Annotated in this window: 20 protein-coding genes; 15 read left to right on the top strand and 5 right to left on the bottom strand. The window is 56.3% G+C overall.

The window, feature by feature from the left end; translation table 11 throughout:
- Nucleotide 1 precedes the first annotated feature (1 nt).
- From fdxH to ACMV5I_RS06765, 7 genes are all read left to right on the top strand, one after another.
- Complete coding sequence (gene fdxH / locus ACMV5I_RS06795; RefSeq protein WP_021807291.1) at nt 2–913, top strand: formate dehydrogenase subunit beta; 912 nt, start codon at nt 2–4, stop codon at nt 911–913.
- Entirely contained in the window at nt 910–1,548 is a 639-nt protein-coding gene (gene fdoI / locus ACMV5I_RS06790; protein WP_021181336.1) for a formate dehydrogenase cytochrome b556 subunit, read from the top strand. The genes fdxH and fdoI overlap by 4 nt, the downstream gene beginning before the upstream one ends.
- On the top strand, nt 1,545–2,474 hold the full coding sequence (gene fdhE / locus ACMV5I_RS06785; protein ID WP_071682702.1) for a formate dehydrogenase accessory protein FdhE: 930 nt from the start codon (nt 1,545–1,547) through the stop codon (nt 2,472–2,474). The genes fdoI and fdhE overlap by 4 nt, the downstream gene beginning before the upstream one ends.
- 195 nt (nt 2,475–2,669) lie before the next feature.
- Complete coding sequence (locus ACMV5I_RS06780; protein ID WP_141133246.1) at nt 2,670–3,320, top strand: DcrB-related protein; 651 nt, start codon at nt 2,670–2,672, stop codon at nt 3,318–3,320.
- A 71-nt stretch (nt 3,321–3,391) separates the two neighbouring features.
- Nucleotides 3,392–4,783 (top strand): L-seryl-tRNA(Sec) selenium transferase, encoded by a 1,392-nt coding sequence (gene selA / locus ACMV5I_RS06775; RefSeq protein WP_414823975.1) that lies wholly within the window; start codon nt 3,392–3,394, stop codon nt 4,781–4,783.
- Nucleotides 4,780–6,621, top strand: a complete 1,842-nt coding sequence (gene selB, locus ACMV5I_RS06770; protein ID WP_414823974.1) for a selenocysteine-specific translation elongation factor — start codon at nt 4,780–4,782, stop codon at nt 6,619–6,621. The genes selA and selB overlap by 4 nt, the downstream gene beginning before the upstream one ends.
- Before the next feature lie 219 nt (nt 6,622–6,840).
- Entirely contained in the window at nt 6,841–8,379 is a 1,539-nt protein-coding gene (locus ACMV5I_RS06765; protein ID WP_414823973.1) for an aldehyde dehydrogenase family protein, read from the top strand.
- A gap of 144 nt (nt 8,380–8,523) precedes the next feature.
- On the opposite strand, the gene ACMV5I_RS06760 is transcribed toward ACMV5I_RS06765, so the two are convergent.
- Complete coding sequence (locus tag ACMV5I_RS06760; RefSeq protein ID WP_024483261.1) at nt 8,524–9,756, bottom strand: MFS transporter; 1,233 nt, start codon at nt 9,754–9,756, stop codon at nt 8,524–8,526.
- A gap of 355 nt (nt 9,757–10,111) precedes the next feature.
- Between ACMV5I_RS06760 and ACMV5I_RS06755 the strand changes: the two genes are divergently transcribed.
- Complete coding sequence (locus tag ACMV5I_RS06755; protein WP_414823972.1) at nt 10,112–11,104, top strand: acyltransferase; 993 nt, start codon at nt 10,112–10,114, stop codon at nt 11,102–11,104.
- Here ACMV5I_RS06755 and ACMV5I_RS06750 read toward each other — a convergent pair.
- Both ACMV5I_RS06750 and ACMV5I_RS06745 read right to left on the bottom strand, forming a co-directional pair.
- Entirely contained in the window at nt 11,101–12,018 is a 918-nt protein-coding gene (locus ACMV5I_RS06750) for a GlxA family transcriptional regulator (protein WP_414823971.1), read from the bottom strand. The genes ACMV5I_RS06755 and ACMV5I_RS06750 overlap by 4 nt on opposite strands.
- A gap of 578 nt (nt 12,019–12,596) precedes the next feature.
- Complete coding sequence (locus ACMV5I_RS06745; protein WP_414823970.1) at nt 12,597–13,154, bottom strand: isochorismatase family protein; 558 nt, start codon at nt 13,152–13,154, stop codon at nt 12,597–12,599.
- Between the two features lie 245 nt (nt 13,155–13,399).
- Here ACMV5I_RS06745 and ACMV5I_RS06740 point away from each other — a divergent pair, with 245 nt between their 5' ends.
- Nucleotides 13,400–13,942: a CS1 type fimbrial major subunit gene (locus tag ACMV5I_RS06740; RefSeq protein WP_121608206.1), complete on the top strand. Its 543-nt coding sequence runs from the start codon at nt 13,400–13,402 to the stop codon at nt 13,940–13,942.
- A 99-nt stretch (nt 13,943–14,041) separates the two neighbouring features.
- On the opposite strand, the gene xylB is transcribed toward ACMV5I_RS06740, so the two are convergent.
- A complete protein-coding gene (gene xylB, locus ACMV5I_RS06735; protein WP_202810584.1) occupies nt 14,042–15,493 on the bottom strand; it encodes a xylulokinase in 1,452 nt (483 codons plus the stop codon).
- Nucleotides 15,494–15,544: 51 nt separating this feature from the next.
- A complete protein-coding gene (gene xylA / locus ACMV5I_RS06730; protein WP_414823969.1) occupies nt 15,545–16,864 on the bottom strand; it encodes a xylose isomerase in 1,320 nt (439 codons plus the stop codon).
- A gap of 376 nt (nt 16,865–17,240) precedes the next feature.
- Between xylA and xylF the strand changes: the two genes are divergently transcribed.
- The 6 genes from xylF to ACMV5I_RS06700 all read left to right on the top strand — a co-directional run bounded on the left by xylF (nt 17,241) and on the right by ACMV5I_RS06700 (nt 24,660).
- The gene (gene xylF / locus ACMV5I_RS06725; RefSeq protein WP_414823968.1) at nt 17,241–18,236 is read left to right on the top strand and encodes a D-xylose ABC transporter substrate-binding protein; all 996 of its coding nucleotides are present in this window, start codon (nt 17,241–17,243) and stop codon (nt 18,234–18,236) included.
- A gap of 28 nt (nt 18,237–18,264) precedes the next feature.
- Complete coding sequence (locus ACMV5I_RS06720) at nt 18,265–19,806, top strand: xylose ABC transporter ATP-binding protein (protein ID WP_024483254.1); 1,542 nt, start codon at nt 18,265–18,267, stop codon at nt 19,804–19,806.
- Nucleotides 19,784–20,968 (top strand): xylose ABC transporter permease XylH, encoded by a 1,185-nt coding sequence (xylH, locus tag ACMV5I_RS06715; RefSeq protein WP_414823967.1) that lies wholly within the window; start codon nt 19,784–19,786, stop codon nt 20,966–20,968. Before ACMV5I_RS06720 ends, xylH begins: the two co-directional genes overlap by 23 nt.
- Before the next feature lie 51 nt (nt 20,969–21,019).
- A complete protein-coding gene (xylR, locus tag ACMV5I_RS06710) occupies nt 21,020–22,198 on the top strand; it encodes a D-xylose utilization transcriptional activator XylR (protein WP_024483252.1) in 1,179 nt (392 codons plus the stop codon).
- Between the two features lie 166 nt (nt 22,199–22,364).
- Nucleotides 22,365–23,711: an esterase-like activity of phytase family protein gene (locus tag ACMV5I_RS06705; RefSeq protein ID WP_414823966.1), complete on the top strand. Its 1,347-nt coding sequence runs from the start codon at nt 22,365–22,367 to the stop codon at nt 23,709–23,711.
- 259 nt (nt 23,712–23,970) lie between these two features.
- Nucleotides 23,971–24,660 carry a helix-turn-helix transcriptional regulator gene (locus ACMV5I_RS06700; RefSeq protein ID WP_202810581.1) on the top strand — a complete coding sequence of 230 codons (690 nt, stop codon included), beginning with the start codon at nt 23,971–23,973 and terminating at the stop codon, nt 24,658–24,660.
- The last annotated feature ends 259 nt before the right edge of the window (nt 24,661–24,919 follow it).

Below are 24,919 nucleotides of genomic sequence, written 5' to 3'. Positions count from 1 at the left end.
TATGGCAATGCAATCTCAAGACATCATTCGTAAATCCGCCACCAATGGCTTTACCCCGGCACCGCGCGCGCGCGATCACCAGGAAGAAGTGGCCAAGCTGATCGATGTCACGACCTGTATCGGCTGCAAAGCCTGCCAGGTAGCCTGTTCTGAATGGAACGATATCCGCGATGAAGTGGGGCACAACGTCGGGGTTTACGATAACCCCGCCGATCTGACCGCCAAATCGTGGACGGTGATGCGCTTCTCGGAAGTTGAGGAGCACGGCAAGCTGGAGTGGCTGATCCGCAAGGATGGCTGCATGCACTGTGCCGATCCGGGCTGCCTGAAGGCGTGCCCATCGGAAGGGGCCATCATCCAGTACGCCAACGGCATCGTCGATTTCCAGTCCGAACATTGCATCGGCTGTGGCTACTGCATCGCTGGTTGCCCGTTCGACGTGCCACGCATGAACGCGGAAGACAATCGGGTGTACAAATGTACCCTGTGCGTCGATCGCGTTGGCGTTGGCCAGGAACCGGCCTGTGTGAAAACCTGTCCGACTGGGGCGATCCACTTCGGCACCAAAGAAGCGATGAAAAATGTCGCGGCGGAACGTGTCGATGAACTGAAAACCCGTGGCTACCAGAATGCCGGTCTGTACGATCCGGCAGGCGTGGGCGGCACCCACGTGATGTACGTACTGCATCACGCCGATAAACCGCAGCTGTATCACGGTTTACCGGATAACCCGACCATCAGCCCGGCGGTGACCTTCTGGAAAGGGGTCTGGAAACCGTTGGCCGCCATCGGGTTTGCTGCCACCTTCGCGGCCAGTATCTTCCACTACGTTGGCGTGGGGCCAAACCGCGTTGAAGAAGAGGAAGAGCAGGATCCGAAGGACGAGCATCATGATGAGGAGACGCGCAAATGAGGAAGGAAAAGCCAATTCAGCGCTACAGCGCGCCGGAGCGGATTAACCACTGGATTGTGGCGTTCTGCTTTATTTTTGCCGCCATCAGCGGGCTGGGATTCCTGTTCCCGTCCTTTAACTGGCTGATGAATATCTTTGGTACGCCACAGCTGGCACGCATCCTTCACCCCTTCACCGGGGTGTTGATGTTCGTCGCGTTCCTGCTGATGTTCCTGCGCTACTGGAAGCACAACCTGATCAACCGGGAAGATATCGTTTGGGCGAAAAACATCCACAAAATCGCCATGAATGAGGAAGTGGGTGACACTGGGCGTTATAATTTCGGTCAGAAGTGCGTATTCTGGGCGGCGATCATCAGTCTGGTGCTGTTGCTGGCCAGTGGTATCGTTATCTGGCGGCCATACTTTGCCCCATCCTTCTCCATTCCGCTGATCCGCATCGCGTTGGTGGTGCATTCGTTGGCAGCGGTGGGGTTGATCATCGTGATTATGGTGCACATTTACGCCGCGTTGTGGGTAAAAGGCACCATTACCGCGATGGTGGAAGGTTGGGTGCCGGCTGCCTGGGCCAAGAAGCATCACCCGCGCTGGTACCGTGAGGTCCGCGAGAAACAACAGGAAGACAAACCCAGATGAGTATCCGCATCGTTCCTAAAGAGCAGTTAGGGGCACAGCGTGAAAAGTCTTCAACGGCGGAAACTATTCCGCCGTTACTTTTCGCCAACTTGAAGAGCCTTTATACCCGCCGAGCCGAACGTCTGCAGCAACTGGCCGCAGACCATCCGCTGGGTGACTATCTCAATTTTGCCGCCAGCATTGCGCAAGCGCAGCACAACGCCTGCCACGATAATCCGCTGGAGCTGGATCTCGGCGAAACGCTGACCCAGAGCGCCGCCAGCGGCAAGCCGCCGTTGGACATCAGCGTCTATCCACGCAGCGAACACTGGCACAAGCTGCTGGCATCGCTGATCGCAGAACTGCGCCCGCAGGCACCGGAACACGTGCTGGCGGTGTTGGATAACCTGGAGAAATCCTCGTCCCATGAGCTGGAGCTGTTGGCCAGCGCCCTGCTGAAAGGCGAGTTTGCCAAAGTAGGCAGCGACAAAGCCCCGTTCCTTTGGGCGGCGCTGTCGTTGTACTGGACGCAGATGGCCAGCCAGATCCCTGGCAAGGCCCGGGCCGAGTACGGCGAGCATCGCCAATTCTGCCCGGTTTGCGGCAGTATTCCGGTTTCCAGCGTGGTGCATCTTGGTACCGTGAACGGCCTGCGCTATCTGCACTGCAACCTGTGCGAGAGCGAATGGCACGTGGTGCGGGTGAAATGCAGCAACTGCGAGCAAACCGGCGATCTCAACTACTGGTCACTGGAAAGTGAGCAGGCCGCGGTGAAAGCGGAAAGCTGTGGCGACTGCGGCACCTACCTGAAGATCCTTTATCAGGAGAAGGACCCGAAGGTCGAGGCGGTGGCCGACGATCTGGCTTCGCTTATCCTCGATGCCAAGATGGAAGAGGAAGGCTTTGCGCGCAGCAGTATCAACCCGTTCCTGTTCCCTGGGGAATGATGACAGTTGGGCTTATTCGTTCGCCCCTTGCCACTGTAATTGCCTAACTCAACTCCATCACTTTTGCAGCACCCTCTCCCTGTGGGAGAGGGTTGGGGTGAGGGGGCCGCAGCGACTTTCGGATTAGACATCTGGCAAACCGGGAGGCGAGTTGCTACCGTTACGTCAAGACGCGTAACGCGAAAGGAAGACATGATGTTGAAGACTCTTGCCAAAGGCGCGGCGCTAGCCGTGCTGCTTACCGGGCTGGTAGCCTGCGATAACCAGGACAGCAAAAAGCCGGAAGTCCCCGCACCCGAGCCAAAACCGGTCGTGACACAACCCGTAACGCCAGCGCCAGCGCCGCCGGTGGAAGAACCCAAACCCGCCCCAGGCCTGAACGTTTCGCTGCAAAAAGGCCAAATCACCTTTGAACTGCCGCCGGGCTTCAGCGATCAGACCAAGCTGAGCGGCATCATCAACGACAATAAATCGACTATTCAGCTGTTCCTCGACAGCAAATCGCGCCAGCGCACCGTCGCTTCGGAAGTGATCCCGCCGGAAGACATGAAGATCAATACCAGTGATGCGATGCTCAAAGAGCTGACGCAAAGCATCATTACCGAGCTGTCTGACCGTTATCAGAACATCAAGAAAACCAAAGAAGAGAACTTCACCGTCGGTAAGCAGAAGTTCCATCGCCTGGATACTGAACAGACGGTCAACGGGCAAAAACTGGTTTCCACCATCGTGTTGACGGTGTTCAATAAACGGGTCGTGACGTTGCAGCTGTTAACGCCAGCTAAAACACCGGATCTACATCATGCCCTGGTACAGCGAATTATTGATACCATGCAGGTTAAATAACCTGACTGGTTTAGCTCGGCACGCCAATAAGCCAGTTTGCCGATAACCGGACACTGAAAAATCGAGTGACCATGAGCACTGAATCCCAGCACCTATACAGCCAGTTACCTGCCATCGACCGCCTGCTGCGCGATCCTGCGGTTGAACCCGCCGTCGACAAACACGGCCAGACGCTTATCAGCGAACTGCTGCGCCAGATGCAGGCGCAGGCGCGTGAAGCCATCAAGACGCAGCAACAACTGCCTGCCTGGTGTAAGGACTGGCCGCAGGCGCTACAGGCACGCCTGGAACAACAGCAGCGCCCGGCGTTGCAACCCGTGTTTAACCTCAGCGGTACCGTGCTGCACACCAATCTGGGGCGAGCGCTGTTGGCGCAACCGGCAGTGGATGCGGTGGTCAGTGCCATGAGCAGTGCCGTGACGTTGGAATACGATTTGGATGGCGCAGGCCGTGGGCATCGCGATCGGGCCATCGCGGATTTGCTCTGCCAGCTCACCGGGGCGGAAGATGCCTGCATCGTCAACAATAACGCGGCGGCGGTGCTATTGATGCTGGCGGCAGTGGCACCGGGCCAGCAGGTGGTGGTATCACGTGGCGAACTGGTGGAGATTGGTGGCGCGTTCCGCATCCCGGACGTCATGCGCCAGGCGGGCTGCCAGCTGGTGGAGGTCGGCACCACCAACCGTACACATCTGAAAGATTATCGTGCCGCCATCAACGAGCAAACCGGCCTGTTGATGAAGGTGCATACCAGTAATTACAGCATTCAAGGGTTTACCGCTGCGGTTGATGAAAGCGAACTGGCGGTGTTGGGCCACGAACACGGCATTCCTGTGGCGACCGATTTGGGCAGTGGCTCGCTGATCGACATGGCGCAATACGGCTTGCCCGCCGAACCGATGCCGCAACGCCTGATTGCCGCCGGTGTCGATCTGGTGACCTTCTCCGGTGATAAATTGCTGGGCGGGCCGCAGGCCGGGATTATCGTCGGTAAAAAAGATCTCATTGCCCGTTTGCAACAGCACCCACTCAAGCGCGCCCTGCGCGTCGGCAAAATCACGCTGGCGGCGCTGGAAGCCACGCTGCGGTTGTATCAACAGCCGGAGTTACTGGCAGAACATTTACCTACCTTGCGCTTACTGACCCGTCCACAGCAACAGATGCAGGAAACAGCCGAACGTTTGCAGAGCCAGTTGGCTCCGCGATTTTCTGGCAACTTCGAGTTGCGCAGTGAGCCGTGCTGGTCACAGATTGGCAGCGGTTCGTTGCCGGTAGATCGCCTGCCGAGCTACGCATTGACCTTTGCCCCACTCGATGGCCGGGGTGCAACGCTAGAAGGCTTGGCCCAGCAGTGGCGTAGCTTGCCGCAGCCGGTCATTGGCCGCATCAACGACGGCAAACTGTGGCTCGATCTGCGTTGCCTGGAACAGGAGGGCGCACTGGTTGAGGCGCTGAGCGCATGATTATCGCCACCGCTGGCCATGTCGACCACGGTAAAACCACCCTGCTGCAGGCGATCACCGGCATCAATGCCGATCGTCTGCCGGAGGAACAACGCCGTGGCATGACCATCGATCTTGGTTATGCCTATTGGCCGCAGCCAGATGGCCGCGTGCTGGGGTTTATCGACGTTCCCGGCCATGAAAAATTCCTCGCTAATATGCTGGCGGGCATTGGCGGCATCGACCATGCGCTGCTGGTGGTGGCCTGCGACGATGGCGTAATGGCACAAACCCGCGAGCACCTGGCGATCCTGCGCCTGAGCGGCAGAGCGCAGTTGACGGTGGCGTTAACCAAAGCCGACCGCGTGGATCCTGCGCGAGTCGCTGAAGTGCAAACCCAGGTGTTGGCCGAATTGGCGCAGCAGGGCTGGCATGATGTGCCGGTGTTTGTTACCGCGGCGGCCCTGGGAGAAGGTATTGATGAGCTGCGCCAGCATCTGTTGGCGCTGCAACCCGGTGAGCACTTACTATCACGCCGTTTTCGCCTGGCGGTAGATCGCGCCTTCAGCGTCAAAGGTGCCGGGCTGGTGGTGACAGGAACGGCGCTGGGCGGCAGCGTGGCGGTAGGCGATACGCTGTGGCTGACCGGTGCGGATGTGCCAGTGCGGGTGCGCGGCTTGCATGCGCAGAATCAGGCGACAGAACAGGCGGTTGCCGGGCAGCGCATTGCGCTGAATATCAGCGGTGACGTCAGTAAAGACCAGCTAACGCGCGGCGACTGGCTGTTGGCGCAACAACCGCCAGCGGCGGCAGAGCGTATTCTGGTGGCGATAGAGGCCGATGCGCCGATACAGCACTGGCAGTCGCTACATATTCACCATGCCGCCAGCCATATCACCGGGCGTATTGCGCTACTGGCCGATAACCTGGCGGAGCTGATCCTCGATCGTCCGCTGTGGCTGGTGGAAAACGATCGGCTAGTGTTGCGTGATATCAGCGCGCGCCAAACGCTGGGCGCTGCACGCGTGCTGGGGCTCTCCTCGCCGAAACGGGGCAAGCGTCAGCCGGAGTATCTGGCCTGGCTGGCAGCGCTGGCTCAGGCATCCAGCGATGGACAGGTGCTGGATTTGCGTTTGCCGGGTGGCGCACTGGATTTGGCCGCATTTGCCTGGGCACGACAGCTGACGGATGAGGGCCTACAGGAACTGCTGGCAGGTTATGCCCTGATGATCTCCGGCGAGATGGCGTTGGCCCCGGCCAACGTGCAAGCGCATGAGCAGCGTCTGTTGCAGGTGTTGGCCGAATACCATCAGCAACATGCCGATCAGCTAGGCCTGGGGCGCGCTCGTCTGCGCCGTATGGCGTTACCGGCGCTGCATGAGCCGTTGGTGTTTATGATGATCGATCGGCTGCTGGCGGCGGGTTTGCTGCGCAATACGCGCGGCTGGCTGCATCTGCCAGACCATGGCTTGGCATTCAGCAGCGAGCAACAGGCGCTGTGGAGCCGTATTGAGCCGCTGTTTGGTGAAGAGCCCTGGTGGGTGCGCGATCTGGCCGCCTCGTTGGGCGAAGAGGAAAACAGCGTTCGCGCCGCGTTGCGCAAGGCGGCACAGCTTGGCTACGTCACCGCCGTGGTGGTCGATCGCTACTACCTCAGCCAGCGTATCGAACAGTTTGCTGCGATGATCCGCGAGCTGGACGCCACGCAAGGCAGCACCAATGCCGGTGACTTCCGCGATCGGCTGGGGGTTGGCCGCAAGCTGGCGATCCAGGTATTGGAATTCTTCGATCGCAGCGGCTTTACCCGGCGTAAGGGGAATCAGCACCTGCTGCGGGATCGCGGGCTGTTTGGCGGTTGAAATTATGGGTGCATATTGTTGCACCCAGTTTAAAAGATTGTGACAACCCTCATGCGTTTGAGCATTGTTTCGCCATTTCTCCTCATAAACCCCTATCATTCCGGCTAGAGATAGTTCATCGCTTCTTAAGTTTGATCACTGGATCTGCGGCCATGTGGCCGTGAACCTGCTTACCGTCTCCGGGCGGTAAGGTTGCAGCCACGTTAGAAGGAGATACAAATGGCGAATACCACTACGGCAAGTCACCTCACGCCTGAAAACACCGGGTTTCCTCTCAAGCTGAAAAAACGTTACGACAACTTTATCGGGGGTGCCTGGGTGGCGCCGGTACAGGGCGAGTATTACACCAACCTGACGCCGATCACCGGCCAGACGCTGTGCGAAGTAGCCAGCTCCTCCTTCCAGGATATCGAGTTGGCGCTGGATGCGGCCCACGATGCCAAAGGGGCCTGGGGGAAAATGTCGGTACAGGCGCGTGCCAACTTGCTCAACCGGGTTGCCGATCGCATGGAGCAGAATATCGATCTGCTGGCGGCGGCAGAAACCTGGGATAACGGTAAACCGATCCGCGAAACCGCCAATGCCGACGTTCCGTTGGCTATCGACCATTTCCGTTACTTTGCTGCCTGCGTACGGGCGCAAGAGGGCGGCATCAGTGAGATCGACTCAGAGACGGTGGCCTATCACTTCCACGAACCGCTGGGCGTGGTGGCACAAATCATTCCGTGGAACTTCCCGCTGCTGATGGCCTGCTGGAAGATGGCTCCGGCGCTGGCGGCAGGTAACTGCATCGTGCTGAAACCGGCCAAGCTTACGCCGCTATCGGTGCTGATGCTGATGGAACTGATCCAGGACATCCTGCCGCCAGGGGTGATCAACGTGGTCAACGGCGCAGGTGGCGAGATCGGGGAATATCTGGCCACCTCCAAACGTATCGCCAAAGTGGCCTTTACCGGTTCGACCGAAGTGGGCCGCCAAATCATGGGCTACGCTACCCAGAACATCATTCCGGTGACGCTGGAGCTGGGCGGCAAGTCACCCAACATCTTCTTTGCCGACGTGATGGACAAAGAGGACTCGTTCTTCGACAAGGCGCTGGAAGGCTTTGCGCTGTTTGCTTTCAACCAGGGGGAAGTCTGTACCTGTCCGAGCCGGGCGTTGGTGCAGGAATCGATCTACGAGCGCTTTATGGAGCGGGCGATCAAACGGGTGGAGAGCATCCGTAGCGGCAACCCACTGGACGCCAGCACCCAAATGGGGGCGCAGGTTTCCGAAGGCCAGATGAAGACCATCCTTAACTACATCGAGATCGGCAAACAGGAAGGAGCCAAGGTGCTGACCGGTGGCCGACGCAAGGCGCTGGATGGCGGGTTGGCGCAGGGGTACTACATGGAACCCACCATTCTGTTCGGCAAGAACAGCATGCGGGTATTCCAGGAAGAGATTTTTGGCCCGGTGCTGGCGGTGACCACCTTCAAGGATATGGATGAAGCGCTGGCGCTGGCCAATGATAGCGATTTTGGCCTGGGGGCCGGGGTGTGGAGCCGCAACGGCAATATTGCCTACCAGATGGGGCGCAACATTCAGGCGGGCCGCGTCTGGACCAACTGCTACCATGCCTACCCGGCGCATGCGGCGTTCGGCGGCTACAAACAGTCGGGGATCGGGCGGGAAACCCATAAGATGATGTTGGAGCACTATCAGCAGACCAAATGCCTGCTGGTGAGCTACTCCGAGAAACCGATGGGGCTGTTCTGACCCCTCTGACCAACGTCAACCGGCTTGAAACGTAGGGGCGCCGCATGCTGCGCCCGTTCAGATAATCAAAGGGTTAGCTCTGGACGAATACGTTTATTATTCAAGTTGAATCAGTAAGTTAAGTGGGCGCAGCATGCGGCGCCCCTACGTAGCGAGAGTGGCACCACCACGGTGTTTGCTGAGGAACATCGCCGTCAGCGTCAGCCAGCACAGGCCACTGACCAGATTGAACAGGCTGAATAATCCGTTACCGCCCCAAACGTAGGCCACCTTGGCCAGCTCGATCCCGATGGTGAACACCGACATGCTTAGCATGCCCATCACGGCCGAAACGGCACCTTTGCTCACGTTGCTGGAAAACAGCGTCAGGCGATACAGACCGGCGTTCGCCAAACCAATGCCGTAAGCATAGAGGCTCAACCCGGCGGTCATCCACAGGTAGGCGTGGGCGGAAAATACCGTGGCCAGCGCGGCGAGCAGCAGGCCCAGCAGCATCGGCCATGCGCCCAGCTTGATCGGGCGTTCAATACTGAGTTTGCCGGTGATGCGAGCCAGCGTCAGGTTGCCGAGGATCAGCGCGCCAAATACCGGGATCTGCAACAGGCCATAGTCCAACGCCGAGAGTGACTCACCCTTAATCAGGATCACCGGAGACTGGGCAATCCAGGCCAACAGCGGCAGGCTGGCAAAGCCGATAGCCAATGAGCCACAGATAAAGCGCCGATTGACCAACACCTGGCGATAGTCCCGCCACAGATTGGCCGCCGAGAAGGCTTCCCCTTGCAGCGTGGCGGTTTCAGGCATGGCTTTCCACAGGCCAACAAAGGCAATCGCGGCCAGGGCGGCAAACAGCACAAACATGCTCTGCCAGGACGCAACGTGAACCCAGGCGGCCCCGGCCAACGGCCCCAGCAGCGGGGCGATCAACGCCACGTTAGCCATCAGCGCGGTGATCTTGATACATGTCGCCTCTTCAAAGGACTCCTGAATGGTGGCGTAGCCCACCGCGCCGATAAAGCACAGGCCGATCCCTTGCAGGAAGCGCATCACGATAAACTGTTCGATATTGGTGACCAGCAGAATGGCCAGGCAGGTGACGATAAAGAACAGCACCCCGGCCAGCATCACCGGGCGGCGGCCACGGCGATCCGACAGCGGGCCAAGCAGCCACTGCAGGAAAATACCGCCAGCCAGATAGGCGGTCATTGAGGTGGGCACCCACTCCACGCCGGCATTGAAATCGGCCACGACCGCCAGCATACCGGGCTGGATCATATCGTTGGCGATATAGGTCGCGAATTCGAATAGCACCAGACAAAGTGGGAATAAAAGCGCCTGTCGGCCTAAAAGTGCCGCAGGGGGTAATGATGTTTTCATTTTTATATTACTGATAGCAAAGAAGAAATAAGGAACTGTCAGGGCGGGGATGCGCAAACTGAGCGAGTTGTGGCGGCTATTTTGCCGCCAATTGTTCACCTTGGCAATCATAAGGTGATTTTCAGGCTCATTCTTAATAGTGCGTTTAAGCGTTGTGCTGCGACCCCCTGAGCTATAACCTCTGATTAACATTTCTCTATACCCGTCGTCTTTCAAGCTGCAGCGTTGTTACCTGCACTATCTCACCCCAGTCACTTACTAAAGTAAGCTCCTGGGGATGAGATAGCTGGGCGCCTAGCTGCAGCTCGAAATCCATAGGGTATATGACAGAATTATAGGCAACTGACGGGCAGCAATGAGCAATAAAATTGGTTGGATAGATAACTTGCGTGCGCTGGCGTGCATGATGGTGGTGATGATCCACGCTACCACCTACTATGTCGCCAACGGTGTGGCAGTGGGCGAACATAACTGGGATATGGCTAACGTATTGAACTCGATTTCACGGGCTTCGGTGCCGCTGTTCTTTATGATTTCCGGCTTTCTGTTTTTTGGTGAGCGCAGTGCCAACCAAAAACACTTTATCCGCATTACCTGCTGTATTTTGTTCTACAGCGGCATTGCCCTGATTTATATTGCCTGCTTTACCCGTATCGGCTTTTGGCCCTCGTTGCGCGCCATCCTGCAAAAGCCGGTGTTTTATCACCTGTGGTTCTTTTACGCCATTGCGGTGGTCTACCTGCTTTCGCCGCTGATCAGCGTCAAACCGGTCTCTGGCCGCTATCTGGCCGGGGTGATTGTCATTCTGGCGATTATCGCCAACCCTAATACCAGCAAGCTGACCCTGGATAATGTCCAGCTACTGCCGGTGAACCTGTACATCTATGGCGATACCTTCTATTACCTGCTGTATGCCTTGGCAGGGCGAGCAATTGGCATGATGGCGACCCAACGGCGCGGTATGAGCCTGTTGGCGGTGCTGTGCTTTGTCGCTAGCGTGGTCCTGATTATCCGTGGCACCAAAAGCCAGATGTTTATCAACGGCAGCTTTGCCGATACGTTTTATATGTACACCGGCCCCTTGGTATTTGTGGCGGCGGTCTCGCTGCTGGTGTGGTGTAAAAACTGCCTGCCGAACCCAATCGGCTGGTTAGGCGTGATCTCCCGTCATTCGCTGGCGATCTACGGTTTTCACGCCCTGATCGTTAACGTGATGCGTAACCGCCACTGGGAGTTTCCGGCCTACCCGCTGCTGGATATCTTCTGGGTGTTTGGCATGGCGCTTGGCGTTAGCCTGCTGCTGTCGATGGGGTTACAGAAAGTGGATACCCGGCGGCTGGTGTCTTAAGCCTGCCAGCGCTGCTGTGCCCGCCGCAGTTGGCGGCCAGAGGAGAAGCCTGCGGTTAGCGCGGCTTTTTCCAGACCGTAGCCCTGCTGCAGCCGTTGCTGTGCGACCGCCAGCCGCAGCTGTTCATGATATTCCCGTACGCTGAGGCCGATATGCAGACGGAACAGCCGGGCCAGATGGCGGCTGCTGACGTGGGCTTTCTCCGCCACCTGGGGGACCGACCATTCGGCTTCCGGTTCGGCGGCCATCACATCCTGCGCCCGGTGCACTGCAGGATGGAGATGATTGCGATAGCGTAGCCACGGGGAAAGCTGCGGATCGTCGCCGGAGCGGCGGAAATAAACCACCATCTCACGGGCAATCTCCAACGCGCGGCCAGCCCCACAGTGCTGATTGACCAAGTGCAGCGCCAGATCGATACCGGCGGTAATGCCCGCGCTGGTAAACACCCCACGATCCTCAACGAAAATACGGTTTTCCTTCACCTGCGCGGCGGGTGCCTGTTGGCGCAGACGGTCGAGCACGGCGTGGTGAGTGGTGCAATGATAGCCGTCGAGCAAGCCTGCCTGGGCGGCTAACAGCGCACCGGAACAGACGCAAACCAGGTCAATCTGCCGCTGGGCCAAAGCCGGGCGCAAAGTTTGAAGCCAATTGCGGGCTAGAGCCGCTTCCTCGGTAGCAAAGTAATGCGATGAGTCCGCCACTCCCGGTATCACCAGAATATCCCCTTCGTTCCACCGTAGCGGTAAGGGGGCTAGTTGGCCGATCGTCATGCCGATGGAACAGGTCACTTGCGGCACTGGGCTGACATAGTGCTGCTGGAACTGCCCGGCAAGCCGCAATACCTCTGCCGGGCCGCTGACATCCAGTAACAGCACGTTGGGGAGCATCAGAAAGTAAACGGCCTTGGGCATAACACCATCCTGTTAGGCAAAGAAATGCGTAGTCATGTGTATGGTGTGAGGTATGGCTTTGGTTCAGTGATCGCCCCTCACCCTAACCCTCTCCCGCAGGGAGAGGGGACCTAACGTGCCACAATTTTACTCCTGCTCCGGACCTCAGCGTCGAGGGATTTAGCGCGCCACAATTCACAATTTTACTCTCGCGCGGGAACTCAGCTTTGTGGGACTTAACTTGCTACAAGCTAACTCCTGTACCTAATTAGCACACCGTACCTGCTCCCTCTCCCTGTGGGCTGAGGAATCCCCAGAAAAATTGAGACGAGAAATAGGCTGTTTTTTACCCAAAACAGGACTAAAAAATAGCCTCAAGCAGACGAGAAGAAGTGGTTCGTCATTCTCTCACTGCCAATTTACGAACAAAATGGAACGGATTGATCGTAAAACACTCGCTCTAATTCTCTGAAACCACTAAGAAAAAATTAGTGGGGATTCCTCAGCCCTGTGGGAGAGGGTTGGGGTGAGGGGAAAACACAGTGGCCGGATGACTGACAAAACGCTAGCCCCAAAAAAATCAGCAACAGGTTCGGGCATTAGCTTTGAGCATGTAAAAGTTGCGCCAATGCTTCATCGACGCTGGCAATGGTGGCAAAGCGATCGACCAGCACGGTTTCAGTATGCCGCTTTAACTGCTCGGGGGTAAAGAGGCTGCCGTCCGGATGATGCATCGGGAAAGTGAGCGTGGCTTCGGTCACAAACGTCACTTTATAGCCCAGATCCGAGGCGACGCGGGTGGTGGTTTCACAGCATTGCTCGGTGCGAATGCCGCTGATAATCAGATGGTCGACCTGGCGTTCGCGCAGCCAGGCATCCAGGCCAGATTCAGTCAGCGCATTGTGCACTCGCTTTTGCACCGTTACGTCAGCCTGATGGCTCAGAAACGGCAGGCGTTTCACATACCCAGACGCCAAAGAGAACGGCCCCTCAGGCGAGACATGGAACACGTCGACCAGCGGCACCCCTTGCTGCTGGCAACTTGTGATCAAGCGCGTCAGCGCCTGTTGAAACGCCGGCAGGTCGTCTTCCTGCCAGAACGGACGATGCTGAAAGGATTGTTGAACATCGATGATCAATAGTGCGCTACGTGACATTTTCGGCCCTCCTCAGTTTGGTGTAAGACCATACTGCGCTTGCGGTAGGCTAGAAAGAAGGTCAAAAACGGCCATCATGATGACAACAACGGACGGGATGAAGTTTGCGGGCAGTTACCGATAATAATCCCGGTGAACGCGGTATTGATTACTATAATTGATTGACCGTCCTTTGGCTGGAACGAGGAGGGTAAGAAGGCAAGGCCAAGACCCCACCGTTAACTTATCTGAATGGGCAATCAAACATGAAAAAACGCCAGTTGGCAGTAATTATCGCGGGTGGACTGCTGTTTTTTTCAGGGATGAGTCAGGCACAAGAACACAACGCTTCGGTCACCAAAACCATCACCATCACCGCCACTATCGGAGACAGTATTTTTGTTTCTCGCCCGCAGGGTGGGGATTGGTATCAGACGGTGGATTTAGCGGCCACCGATGGCACACAGCAATCGTTCGCCAGCAGCATACCGGTACAGGTTTGGAGCACTACGCCGCAGTTCAATGTGTCGCTGGTTCATCCACTTGAGATCGCCCGCACCGATTCGGCTTATAAAATGGATGGGGTGAAGGTTAAGTTTGCCGGTGAAGGCAGCAATGGCAAAGATCTTGGTGCTAGTGGCGCGGCACAAACCTTCAATCAGAAAGTGAAGGTGGGCAATGGCTATCAAAGCGTTTATCAGTTGAAGGTGAACGCTAATGCGCCTAAGAGCAACGGCAATGCCGACACCCAAGGTTTGTATACCGGGGAAATGGTGATGCTGTTTGAGATCGCGGCCAGCTCGATTTAGCCCTTAATTCTGAGCCACTTAAAGCCCAATGCTAACGGGAGCAGCCAAGTACATACATAGGTGTTGGATATGTATGTACCTGGCAGGGGCGTTGGTGGATTACATCAGCGGCTGCAGGCAGCGGTAAAGTTCGCGGAAGGTGTGGCGCTGAGCGACATAATATTGATGTCGTTCCGCATCCGGCTCATGCACCTGCTCTAACGGCAATTCAGGCAGTAGGGTGCTCAAAGGTACGCCAGGGTTCAGCGCAATCTGCGCCAGACGCGCTGCACCCAATGCCGGGCCAACGTCGCCGCCGGTGCGATATTCCAGCCGATGACCGCTGATATCTGCCAGCATCTGGCGCCAGAGCGGGCTGCGTGCGCCGCCGCCAATCAAGGTGATAGCCGTGGGTTGCAGGCCGCTGGCATGCAGCACGTCCATGCCATCCGCCAGTGCAAAGCCCACCCCTTCCAACACCGCTCGTGCGAGATCGTTTGGCCCATGTTGATGAGTGAAGCCCCAGAAGGCCCCTTTGGCATTCGGGTTGTTGTGCGGCGTACGTTCGCCGGAAAGATAGGGCAAGAACCACAGCGGCGTTTCAGCAGGAGCAGCCTGCTCAACGTTACGCAGCAGGGTGGCAACACTGTCGACATTGGTTAACTGGCAGGCCCAGTCCAGGCAGGACGCCGCGCTGAGCATCACTGACATCAGGTGCCAGGTCTGCGGCAGCGCATGGCAGAAGCTGTGCACCGCGCTGGCCGGGTTACTGAGGAAACCGTCGCTGACGGCGAAGTAGACGCCAGAGGTACCCAATGACAGCATCGCCTGCCCGGCCTGATACAGCCCAACGCCGATCGCCCCGGCGGCATTGTCACCCCCGCCAGCCACCACCGGCACCGGCGCCATCCCCCAACGTTGGGCCAGTTCGCTATGCACTTGCCCGGTGATCTGGTTGCCCTCAAACAGCGTAGGCATCTGCTCACGCGTTAGCTCGCAGGCATCAAGCATGGCATCGCTCCAGTCACGTTTGGCAACGTCTAGCCACATTGTCCCTGCGGCATCGGACATATCGCTGGCAAACTCGCCGGTAATGCACCAGCGCAGGTAATCCTTGGGCAATAACACCTTATCTATCTGACGAAAAATCTGCGGCTCATGCTCCTTGACCCACAACAGCTTGGGGGCGGTGAAGCCGGGCATCATCAGGTTGCCGGTGATTTCACGTGAGTTGGGTACGGTTTGTTCTAGTGCCTGGCATTGCGCAAAGCTGCGGCCATCGTTCCACAAGATGGCCGGGCGTAATACCCGCTGCTGTTTATCCAATAAGGTTGCGCCATGCATTTGCCCGGTCAGGCCAATGGCTTTGACCTGTTGCAGACTATGCTGTTTGGCCAATGACAACATGGCACGGTCGGTGGCTTGCCACCAATCTTGCGGGTCTTGTTCAGACCATAGGGGATGGGGGCGTGAGATGGGCAGTGGTTCACTCTGGCTGGCCAGCAGTTGGCCTTGCTCGCCTAGCAGGATGACTTTCACGCCGGAAGTACCGAGATCGATTCCAATGTACATGAGCACGGATCCTTTGAAGCGCGGTGAGCGGACCCACCGCGCCGTAGAGAGTTAGCCGAACAGGTAGCGGTTGACCAGATTCTCCAGCTTTTCCTGATGCCCGCTGGCATGTTGTGGGGCCAGCACCTGTTGCTCGGCGTGCTGTGCCAGCGCTTCGAGCGACAGTTTCCCTTGCAGGATCTGTTGGCCCAGCTCGCCGTTCCAACCGGCATAGCGTTTGGCAACCTGCTGATGTAGCTGGCCATCCTCGATCATGCGGGCGGCCACTTTCAGCGCCAGCGCCATGGTGTCCATAGCGCCGATATGGCCGTAGAACAGATCATATTTGTCGGTACTTTGGCGGCGCACCTTGGAATCGAAGTTCAGCCCGCCGGTAGTGAAGCCGCCGGCCTTGAGGATTTCGAACATCACCAGCGCGTTTTCTTCCACGCTGTTCGGGAACTGATCGGTATCCCAACCTAGCTGTGGATCGCCCCGGTTGGCATCGACCGAGCCGAAAATCCCTAGCGCGATGGCGGTGGCGATCTCGTGGTGGAACGAATGCCCGGCCAGCGTAGCGTGGTTGGCCTCGATGTTCACCTTGATCTCTTTTTCCAGGCCGAACTGTTTAAGGAAACCGTATACGGTGGCGACGTCGTAATCGTACTGATGTTTGGTCGGTTCCTGGGGTTTTGGCTCGATCAGCAGCGTTCCCTGGAAGCCGATCTTATGTTTGTGTTCAACCACCATCTGCATAAAGCGGCCAATCTGTTCACGCTCCTGACGCAGATCGGTATTGAGCAGGGTTTCATAGCCTTCACGCCCGCCCCACAGCACATAGTTTTCACCGCCCAGTCTGTGGGTGGCATTCATGGCCGTGAACACCTGAGTTGCTGCCCAACTGAAAACTTCCGGATCCGGGTTGGTCGCTGCCCCGGCACCGTAACGTGGATGGGTGAAGCAGTTGGCGGTGCCCCACAGCAGCTTCACGCCGCTGCTTTGCTGCTTCTCTGCCAGCACGTCGGTCATGATTGCGAAGTTGTTCAGATACTCTTTGAGCGTAGCCCCTTCCGGTGATACGTCGATATCGTGGAAGCAGTAATAAGGCACGTTCAGCTTATGGAAAAACTCGAACGCCACATCGGCCTTGCGTTTAGCCAGCTCCAGCGCTTCGCCCGGCTGTTGCCAAGGGCGATCGAAGGCCCCAATGCCGAACATGTCTGCCCCGTTCCAGCAGAAGGTGTGCCAGTAGCAGGCGGCGAAGCGCAGGTGATCGGCCATACGCTTGCCGAGGATGATTTCATCGGGGTTGTAGTGGCGGAAAGCCAACGGGTTATTGCTGCTGGTGCCTTCGTAACGAACCTGTTCTAGCTGATCAAAATAGGATTGCATGAGTGACTCCTTGGTAACGGTGCCCGGCGAAAAGGATGCGGGATGCGCTCATCTTCGGAGTAAGTGGCGGAATGCTCAATTACGTTATTTCACTCTTAAATTCACAGAATTATTAAATGTGCGCGGGATCTCATAATTCAACGAAGGGCCGGTTTTACTGGTCACAGGTTATTTCACAGGTTTAAAACATGACCGCCATCATAAAATCAACATTAAACCAAAAACCGTAATTCACTGGTGAAAATCTGTAATTGCTGAACACCGCATAAGCGACAACAATCCACTGGAAGTTTCGTGTTTTATCTCGTCACCTTTCAATTTTGCCGTTTGAAAGCGTACGGATAACTATTTCCCTACACAACTCAAGGGTTATAAAATGAAATTCAAACCACTCTTGCTTTCTGCTTGCGCACTGCTGCTACTGGCCAGCCAACCGGGCTACAGCCAACAGATTAAAATCGGTATGGCCATCGACGACCTGCGTCTGGAGCGTTGGCAAAAAGACCGCGATATTTTTGTCAAGAAAGCCAACGCCCTGGGGGCCGATGTGTTTGTTCAGTCGGCCAACGGCAATGAAGAAACCCAAATGGCGCAGATCGAGAATATGATCAACCGCGGCGTCGATGTCCTGGTGATCATCCCTTATAACGGCCAGGTGCTGAGCAACGTGATCAGCGAGGCGAAGCGTGAAGGCATCAAGGTCCTGGCCTATGACCGCATGATCAACAATGCCGATATCGATTTCTACATCTCGTTTGATAATGAGAAAGTGGGTGAGATGCAGGCGGAAAGCCTGGTGCAGCGCGTGCCGCAGGGCAACTACTTTCTGATGGGCGGCTCGCCGGTGGATAATAACGCCAAGCTGTTCCGCAAGGGGCAGATGACCGTGCTGCAACCGCTGATCGACAGTGGCAAGATCAAAGTGGTGGGCGATCAGTGGGCCGACGGCTGGCTGCCGGAAAACGCGCTGAAGATTATGGAAAACGCTCTGACGGCCAATAATAACCATATCGATGCGGTCGTGGCCTCCAACGATGCTACCGCCGGTGGAGCCATTCAGGCACTGGCTGCGCAAGGGCTGGCGGGCAAGGTGGCGATCTCTGGCCAGGACGCCGATCTGGCAGCGGTAAAACGCATCGTAGCGGGCACCCAGACCATGACGGTCTATAAACCGATCAGCAAACTGGCCGACGAAGCGGCGGATATCGCCGTGCAGCTGGGCAAAGGGGAACAACCCAAGTCCAACGCCAAATTAAATAATGGCAGTAAAGAGGTTTCGGCCTGGCTATTAACCCCGGTACAGGTGGATAAAACGAATATCGAGAGTACGATTATTGCCGATGGTTTCCATAAGCAATCGGACCTTAATTAATGACCATGCCATCTGGGGGGAATGAATAATGCCCTGCCTGTTAGAAATGCGAAATATCACTAAACAATTCGGCGCAGTGAAAGCCGTGGATAATGTCAGCCTGCACTTGGAGGCAGGGCAGGTATTATCCTTGTGCGGTGAAAATGGCTCAGGAAAATCCACCTTGATGAAAGTGCTGTGCGGAATATATCCGCACGGCAGTTATCAGGGCGATATTTATTTTTCGGGCGAGATCGTTACGGCGAAAACCATTCGCGATACCGAGCAGAAAGGTATCGCCATCATTCACCAGGAATTGGCCCTGGTGAAGCAGATGACGGTGCTGGAGAACCTGTTTCTCGGCAACGAGTGGGGCCGCTATGGGGTGATGGATTACGACAACATGTACCTGCGCTGCCAGCGCATGCTGGCGCAGGTCAAGCTGGAGGTTGACCCCAATACCCGCGTGGGTGAACTGGGGTTGGGCCAACAGCAACTGGTAGAGATCGCCAAGGCCTTGAACAAACAGGTGCGCCTGCTGGTACTCGATGAACCCACCGCCTCATTGACCGAAAGTGAAACCGCCACGTTGCTGGCGATCATTGCGGATCTGCGCGATCACGGGATCGCCTGTATCTATATTTCGCACAAGCTCAACGAGGTGAAAGCGATCTCGGACTTTATCTGCGTGATCCGCGATGGCAAGCACATTGGCACCCGGCCTGCGGCGGAGATGAGTGAGGACGATATCATCGCCATGATGGTCGGCCGTGAACTGACCGAGCTGTATCCGCAGGAACCCCATACCATCGGTGAGGTGGTCCTGCAGGTGGAAAACCTCACTGCCTGGCACCCGGTCAACCGGCATATCCGCCGGGCCGATAATGTGTCTTTTACTTTGCGGCGTGGGGAGATCCTCGGCGTGGCCGGGCTGGTTGGCTCCGGGCGTACCGAAACCATGCAGTGCCTGTTTGGTGCCTATGCGGGGCGTTGGCAGGGCAATATCACCATCGCAGGGCAGGCCGCCACCATCACCAACTGCCGTGAGGCAATGCGATATGGCATCGCCATGGTGCCAGAAGACCGCAAGCGCGATGGCATCGTGCCGGTGATGGGCGTAGGGGCCAACATCACGTTGGCGGCGCTGGGGGATTTCAGTGGCGCATTGACGGTGCTGGATGATGCGCAGGAGCAGGCGACTATCCAACAATCGCTGGCACGGTTACGGGTAAAAACGTCTTCTGCGGAGCTGGCTATTGCCCGTCTCAGCGGGGGTAACCAGCAGAAAGCCATCTTGGCGAAGTGCCTGTTGCTGAACCCGCAAATCCTCATTCTGGATGAGCCAACGCGCGGCATTGATATCGGTGCCAAGCAAGAGATTTACAAATTAATCAATCAATTGGCACAGCGGGGGCTCGCGGTGATTGTGGTGTCCTCCGAATTGCCGGAGGTGCTGGGGTTAAGCGATCGGGTATTGGTGATGCACCAGGGGCAGATTAAAGCCGATCTGGTGAACCGCGATCTGACCCAGGAACAGGTAATGGAAGCGGCCTTAAGGAGTGAAACACATGTTGAAAAGCACGCAATCTGAAGCCAGCCTGCCGCCAGTGGGGGCAAAAAAGCCGCCGTTCGGGCTGAAAACCGTCAATCTGCAGGTGTTCGTGATGCTGGCGGCGATCGCCGTCATCATGCTGTTCTTTACCTTTACCACCGAAGGGGCCTATCTCAGCGCCCGTAACATCTCCAACCTGCTACGCCAGACGGCGATCACCGGCATTCTGGCGGTGGGTATGGTGTTCGTGATTATTTCGGCGGAGATCGACCTTTCCGTTGGCTCAATGATGGGGCTGTTAGGGGGCGTGGCGGCGATATTTGACGTCTGGTTCGGCTGGCCGCTGCCGTTGACCATTGTGGTCACGCTGTTAGCGGGGCTGTTACTGGGGGCGTGGAATGGCTGGTGGGTAGCCTATCGTAAAGTCCCTTCGTTTATCGTCACTCTGGCGGGGATGTTGGCGTTTCGCGGCATTCTGATCGGCATTACCAATGGCACCACCGTGTCACCTACCAGCAATGCCATGTCACAGATTGGCCAGAGCTACCTGCCCAACGGAGTGGGGTTTAGCATTGGCGCTATCGGCCTGATGCTGTTTGTGGCCTGGCAGTGGCGGCGGCGTAGTAGACGTACGCAACTGGGCTTGCCGGTGGCGACAGCGAGCGGCGATGTCACCCGGCAGAGCATTATGGCAATCCTGGTATTAGGGGCGATATACCTGCTGAACGACTATCGCGGGGTGCCAACGCCGGTGCTGATCCTGACCGCATTGATGCTGGCTGGGATCTTTATGGCGTCGCGTACCGCCTTTGGCCGCCGCATTTATGCCATCGGCGGTAATATCGATGCCGCGCGGCTTTCCGGGGTTAACGTTGAGCGTACCAAGCTGGCGGTGTTTGCCATCAATGGCCTGATGGTGGCGATTGCCGGGCTGATCCTCAGTTCGCGCCTGGGGGCCGGTTCGCCTTCTGCCGGTAACATTGCCGAGCTGGATGCTATCGCCGCCTGCGTGATCGGTGGCACCAGCCTGGCGGGGGGGATCGGTAGCGTGGCGGGAGCGGTGATGGGGGCGTTTATCATGGCCTCATTGGATAACGGCATGAGTATGTTGGACGTGCCGACGTTCTGGCAATATATCGTCAAAGGCGCGATCCTGCTGCTGGCGGTGTGGATGGATTCCGCGACCAAACGCCGTGTCTAGGCGCGGCTTCACACTTGTAGCTGTGACCGTATTTATTACTGGGGAGCCCCCATGTTTAAGAAGCGCTACCGTATTACGCTGCTGTTCAACGCCAATAAAGTGTATGACCGCCAGGTAGTGGAGGGCGTTGGGGAGTATTTACAGGCGTCGCAAAGCGATTGGGATATCTTTATCGAAGAGGATTTTCGCTGCCGAATCGATAATATCAAGGACTGGCTGGGGGACGGCGTGATCGCCGATTTCGACGATCGGAATATTGAGCAGCTGTTGCGCAACGTCCAGGTGCCGCTGGTTGGCGTCGGGGGCTCTTATCATCGGGAGGCGGATTACCCGCCAGTGCATTACATCGCCACCGATAACCATGCGCTGGTGGAAGCAGCGTTTATGCACCTGAAAGAAAAAGGGCTGAACCGCTTTGCGTTCTATGGCCTGCCGGTGGAGGGGGGTAAGCGCTGGGCGCAGGAGCGTGAACAGGCTTTCCGTCAGTTGGTGGCGGCGGAACAGTATCAAGGGGTGGTGTATCAAGGGATGGAAACCGCGCCGGAGAACTGGCAATACGCCCAGAACCGCCTGGCTGACTGGGTGCAGACCTTGCCCCAGCAGACCGGGATTATAGCCGTTACCGATGCGCGGGCGCGCCACCTGTTACAGGTGTGCGAGCACCTGGATATTCCAGTGCCGGAAAAACTCTGTGTGATTGGCATCGATAACGAAGAGCTGACGCGCTATCTGTCGCGCGTGGCGTTGTCGTCGGTGGTGCAGGGGACACGCCAGATGGGCTATCGTGCCGCCAAGCTGTTGCATCAACTGCTTGATCAGCGCGAGCTGCCGCTACAGCGCATTCTGGTGCCGCCGGTGAAGGTGATTGAACGGCGGTCTACCGATTTCCGTTCACTGCGCGACCCGGCGGTGATCCAGGCCATGCACTATATCCGTTACCATGCCTGTAAGGGGATCAAGGTGGAGCAGGTACTGGATGCGGTAGGCATGTCCCGTTCCAATCTGGAAAAGCGCTTCAAGGATGAAACCGGCCAGACGATCCATAACGCCATCCACCAAGAGAAACTCGATCGCGCCCGCAACTTACTCACCGCGACCTCGTTACCCATCAACGAAATTTCCCAGATGTGTGGCTACCCATCGTTGCAATACTTCTATTCGGTATTCAAGAAAGGCTATGACATGACGCCCAAAGAGTGCCGCGATCGTTTTGGGGAGGTCGGCTATTGAACGTCCCGCTGGCTCAAAACGTAGGGGCGCTGCATGCTGCGCCCACCTGGTATTAGGGAGGGGCTGACAAGGTGTCACGCGGCACATAATATTTCTGTCATTACGGCTCCCTATAGTGGCGTTGCTTTTTACCTTTGGGCAAAACCATAACCAGGGAATTCATAATATGCATAAATTACCCCCCCGCCTGGCACTGTTGGCCAGTTGCTTGGCATTCAGCACCACGCTATGGGCGCAGGCTCAGGAAGTTCCCGCCGTGCTGGCCGGGCACGCCGTATTACCGGTGAAGTCCAGCGTCACGGCCCCCCAGGATGCACCAACCGATCTGCAACAGAGCGGTAAATACACCAGCGGCAAACGCATCACCGAACTGGGCAGCGTAGCGGGAAAATCTGCGGATCGGCTGACCGGCATCGGGCTTCCCATCAATGGCCAGCCGTTGCAGGGGCATTCCGGCATCAAACACATGCCGGATGGCACCTACTGGGTGCTGACCGATAACGGCTTTGGCAGCAAAGCCAACTCGCCGGACGCCATGCTGTATCTCAACCATTACCGTATCGACTTCAAGGAAGGCACGGCAACGCCGCTAAAAACGCTGTTCCTGCACGATCCCGATAAAAAGGTCCCGTTCCATATCGTCAATGAAAGCACCGACAAGCGTTACCTGACCGGCAGCGATTTCGACCCGGAAAGCTTCCAGTTTGCCGACGATGCCCTATGGATCGGCGATGAATTTGGCCCTTACCTGATTAAAGCGGATCTGAACGGCAAGGTGCTGGCGGTGTTTGATACCCAGGTTGACGGCAAGGTAGTGAAATCGCCGGATAACCCGACGCTGACGCTGCCAGGTGCGCCGGACGGCAAGCAGAACTTCCAGGTCGCGCGCTCCAAGGGCTTTGAAGGAATGGCGGTATCACCGGATGGGAGCAAGCTGTATCCCCTACTGGAAGGGGCGCTGTGGGACGGCGAACAGTTTGAGAACGTGGCGGGCAAACGCTACCTGCGGGTGCTGGAGTTTGACGTCAAACAGCAGGCATGGACAGGCCGTAGCTGGCAGTACGTGTTGGAAGATAATCAGAACGCCATCGGTGATTTCAATATGATCGACGCCAATCATGGGCTGGTGATCGAACGTGATAATGGTGAAGGCACCGCCGATAAAGCCTGTGCGGCAGGCGTGCCAACGGATAACTGCTTCAGCCAGATCGCCAAATTCAAACGGGTCTACAAAATAGCGTTTTCCGACGCCAACGTCGGCAAACCGGTAGAAAAAATGGCGTATATCGATTTGCTGAACATTCAGGATCCGCAGAAGCTGGCGCGCAAGTCGCTGAATAACGGCGTGCTGACCTTCCCGTTCTTCACTATCGAGAATGTCGACGTGGTGGATGGCAGCCATATCATCGTGGGGAACGACAATAACTTCCCGTTCTCTTCCAGCCGCGAACCCAACGTGGCAGACGATAACGAATTTATTTTGCTGGATGTGAAAGCCCTGCTGCAGCCGTAAGATTCTCATTTATCGCCAAGCCTTCTCCTGATGGGATGAAGGCTTTTTTATTCCGATGATGAAGAAATACGTTAAGTGACGCCGTTTTTGGGGAGCATGGTAGATATAGGACACGGTCATTTTCAGGTAAGTATATTAATAAAACGTTACTTTCAATCTTGCCGCTTCAGGTTGGCTTTCTGGTAGTCTGCTCTGGGCGTTTTACACTATGTCGCCATTTGCATTGCGAATAATGGCACCAAGGATTGAAGGTGGGAAAATGTCTCGTGTCAGTACCGAAAGTATTATTGCGAAATTAAATTCGTTAGCTATTGCTATTCCTTTGGAGATTTTGATTGCGTGGGAGTCTAGTGATGAGGCCTGGTGTTTAAAGGACGTGCATAAAAAGCCTGTGTATGCCAATGCCAGATATGGCCTATTGCTAAAACCGGAAGGAAATGGGAGACCTTCTGCACTAGCTCCTTTTAAGCCCTTTATCTCCATCCATGACCAACGCGTTATCGATGAGATGAGGAAGATTGAGGCAGTAGGGATCCTCCCTATCGATAGCAAACGCATATTCAGCGTGTTTTATTGTGAACGCATGCCCTACTACGACAAACAGGCTCACTGCTCCGGTATTATCAGCCATATCAAACCCCTGCACTCCATCACGCCGCGTTTTTTTGTCTCTGGTGATGGCATCGGTAAATTAACGGTTGCTTGTCCCTCCGAGATTTTATCCGCTAAGGAATGGGTCGTGGCTTTTCTGTTGTTACAAGGCATGGCGGAGAAAGAGATTGCCAATATTCTCAACAGAACGTTGAGAACGGTAAAGTTCCATAAAAGTAACATTCTGGCGAAAGTCCATTGTGAAACTACCAGGGAATTTATATTTTTTGCCAGAAAGAAGCAATGGCAATTCTATATTCCACCATTATTTTCTAAACCCTGTTATATCATCCGCTAATCATCTCTCTACAAAACAGGAGACTGCTGATAAACCCTCGCCGGGCTTACAACGTAGGGGCGCTGCATGCTGCGCCCGTCTGGATAATCAATGGGTTAGTAGAGACTGGTATAGATAGATCCCGACAAATTAGCAATATTGCCACTTTGTCATCAATATAAACTGTACCTTTGGTACAGTTTATTGTTTGCACTTCAAGAGTATGCTCGCTTTCATCATCTGGCATCCCAGTTGATATCTCAATGACATGGATGAGAAG

It is taken from the genome of Serratia sp. T13T92 (assembly GCF_047530105.1).
Lineage (GTDB): Bacteria > Pseudomonadota > Gammaproteobacteria > Enterobacterales > Enterobacteriaceae > Chania > Chania fonticola.
Note: the sequence above shows the minus strand (reverse complement) of the source record. Positions and strands in the feature narration are given on the sequence as shown.

Bases quoted from the DNA above. Each gene is read 5' to 3' on its own strand.
- fdxH (WP_021807291.1), top strand. From the start codon at position 2: ATGGCAATGCAATCTCAAGACATCATTCGTAAATCCGCCACCAATGGC.
- fdoI (WP_021181336.1), top strand. From the start codon at position 910: ATGAGGAAGGAAAAGCCAATTCAGCGCTACAGCGCGCCGGAGCGGATT.
- fdhE (WP_071682702.1), top strand. From the start codon at position 1,545: ATGAGTATCCGCATCGTTCCTAAAGAGCAGTTAGGGGCACAGCGTGAA.
- ACMV5I_RS06780 (WP_141133246.1), top strand. From the start codon at position 2,670: ATGTTGAAGACTCTTGCCAAAGGCGCGGCGCTAGCCGTGCTGCTTACC.
- selA (WP_414823975.1), top strand. From the start codon at position 3,392: ATGAGCACTGAATCCCAGCACCTATACAGCCAGTTACCTGCCATCGAC.
- selB (WP_414823974.1), top strand. From the start codon at position 4,780: ATGATTATCGCCACCGCTGGCCATGTCGACCACGGTAAAACCACCCTG.
- ACMV5I_RS06765 (WP_414823973.1), top strand. From the start codon at position 6,841: ATGGCGAATACCACTACGGCAAGTCACCTCACGCCTGAAAACACCGGG.
- ACMV5I_RS06760 (WP_024483261.1), bottom strand. From the start codon at position 9,756: ATGAAAACATCATTACCCCCTGCGGCACTTTTAGGCCGACAGGCGCTT.
- ACMV5I_RS06755 (WP_414823972.1), top strand. From the start codon at position 10,112: ATGAGCAATAAAATTGGTTGGATAGATAACTTGCGTGCGCTGGCGTGC.
- ACMV5I_RS06750 (WP_414823971.1), bottom strand. From the start codon at position 12,018: ATGCCCAAGGCCGTTTACTTTCTGATGCTCCCCAACGTGCTGTTACTG.
- ACMV5I_RS06745 (WP_414823970.1), bottom strand. From the start codon at position 13,154: ATGTCACGTAGCGCACTATTGATCATCGATGTTCAACAATCCTTTCAG.
- ACMV5I_RS06740 (WP_121608206.1), top strand. From the start codon at position 13,400: ATGAAAAAACGCCAGTTGGCAGTAATTATCGCGGGTGGACTGCTGTTT.
- xylB (WP_202810584.1), bottom strand. From the start codon at position 15,493: ATGTACATTGGAATCGATCTCGGTACTTCCGGCGTGAAAGTCATCCTG.
- xylA (WP_414823969.1), bottom strand. From the start codon at position 16,864: ATGCAATCCTATTTTGATCAGCTAGAACAGGTTCGTTACGAAGGCACC.
- xylF (WP_414823968.1), top strand. From the start codon at position 17,241: ATGAAATTCAAACCACTCTTGCTTTCTGCTTGCGCACTGCTGCTACTG.
- ACMV5I_RS06720 (WP_024483254.1), top strand. From the start codon at position 18,265: ATGCCCTGCCTGTTAGAAATGCGAAATATCACTAAACAATTCGGCGCA.
- xylH (WP_414823967.1), top strand. From the start codon at position 19,784: ATGTTGAAAAGCACGCAATCTGAAGCCAGCCTGCCGCCAGTGGGGGCA.
- xylR (WP_024483252.1), top strand. From the start codon at position 21,020: ATGTTTAAGAAGCGCTACCGTATTACGCTGCTGTTCAACGCCAATAAA.
- ACMV5I_RS06705 (WP_414823966.1), top strand. From the start codon at position 22,365: ATGCATAAATTACCCCCCCGCCTGGCACTGTTGGCCAGTTGCTTGGCA.
- ACMV5I_RS06700 (WP_202810581.1), top strand. From the start codon at position 23,971: ATGTCTCGTGTCAGTACCGAAAGTATTATTGCGAAATTAAATTCGTTA.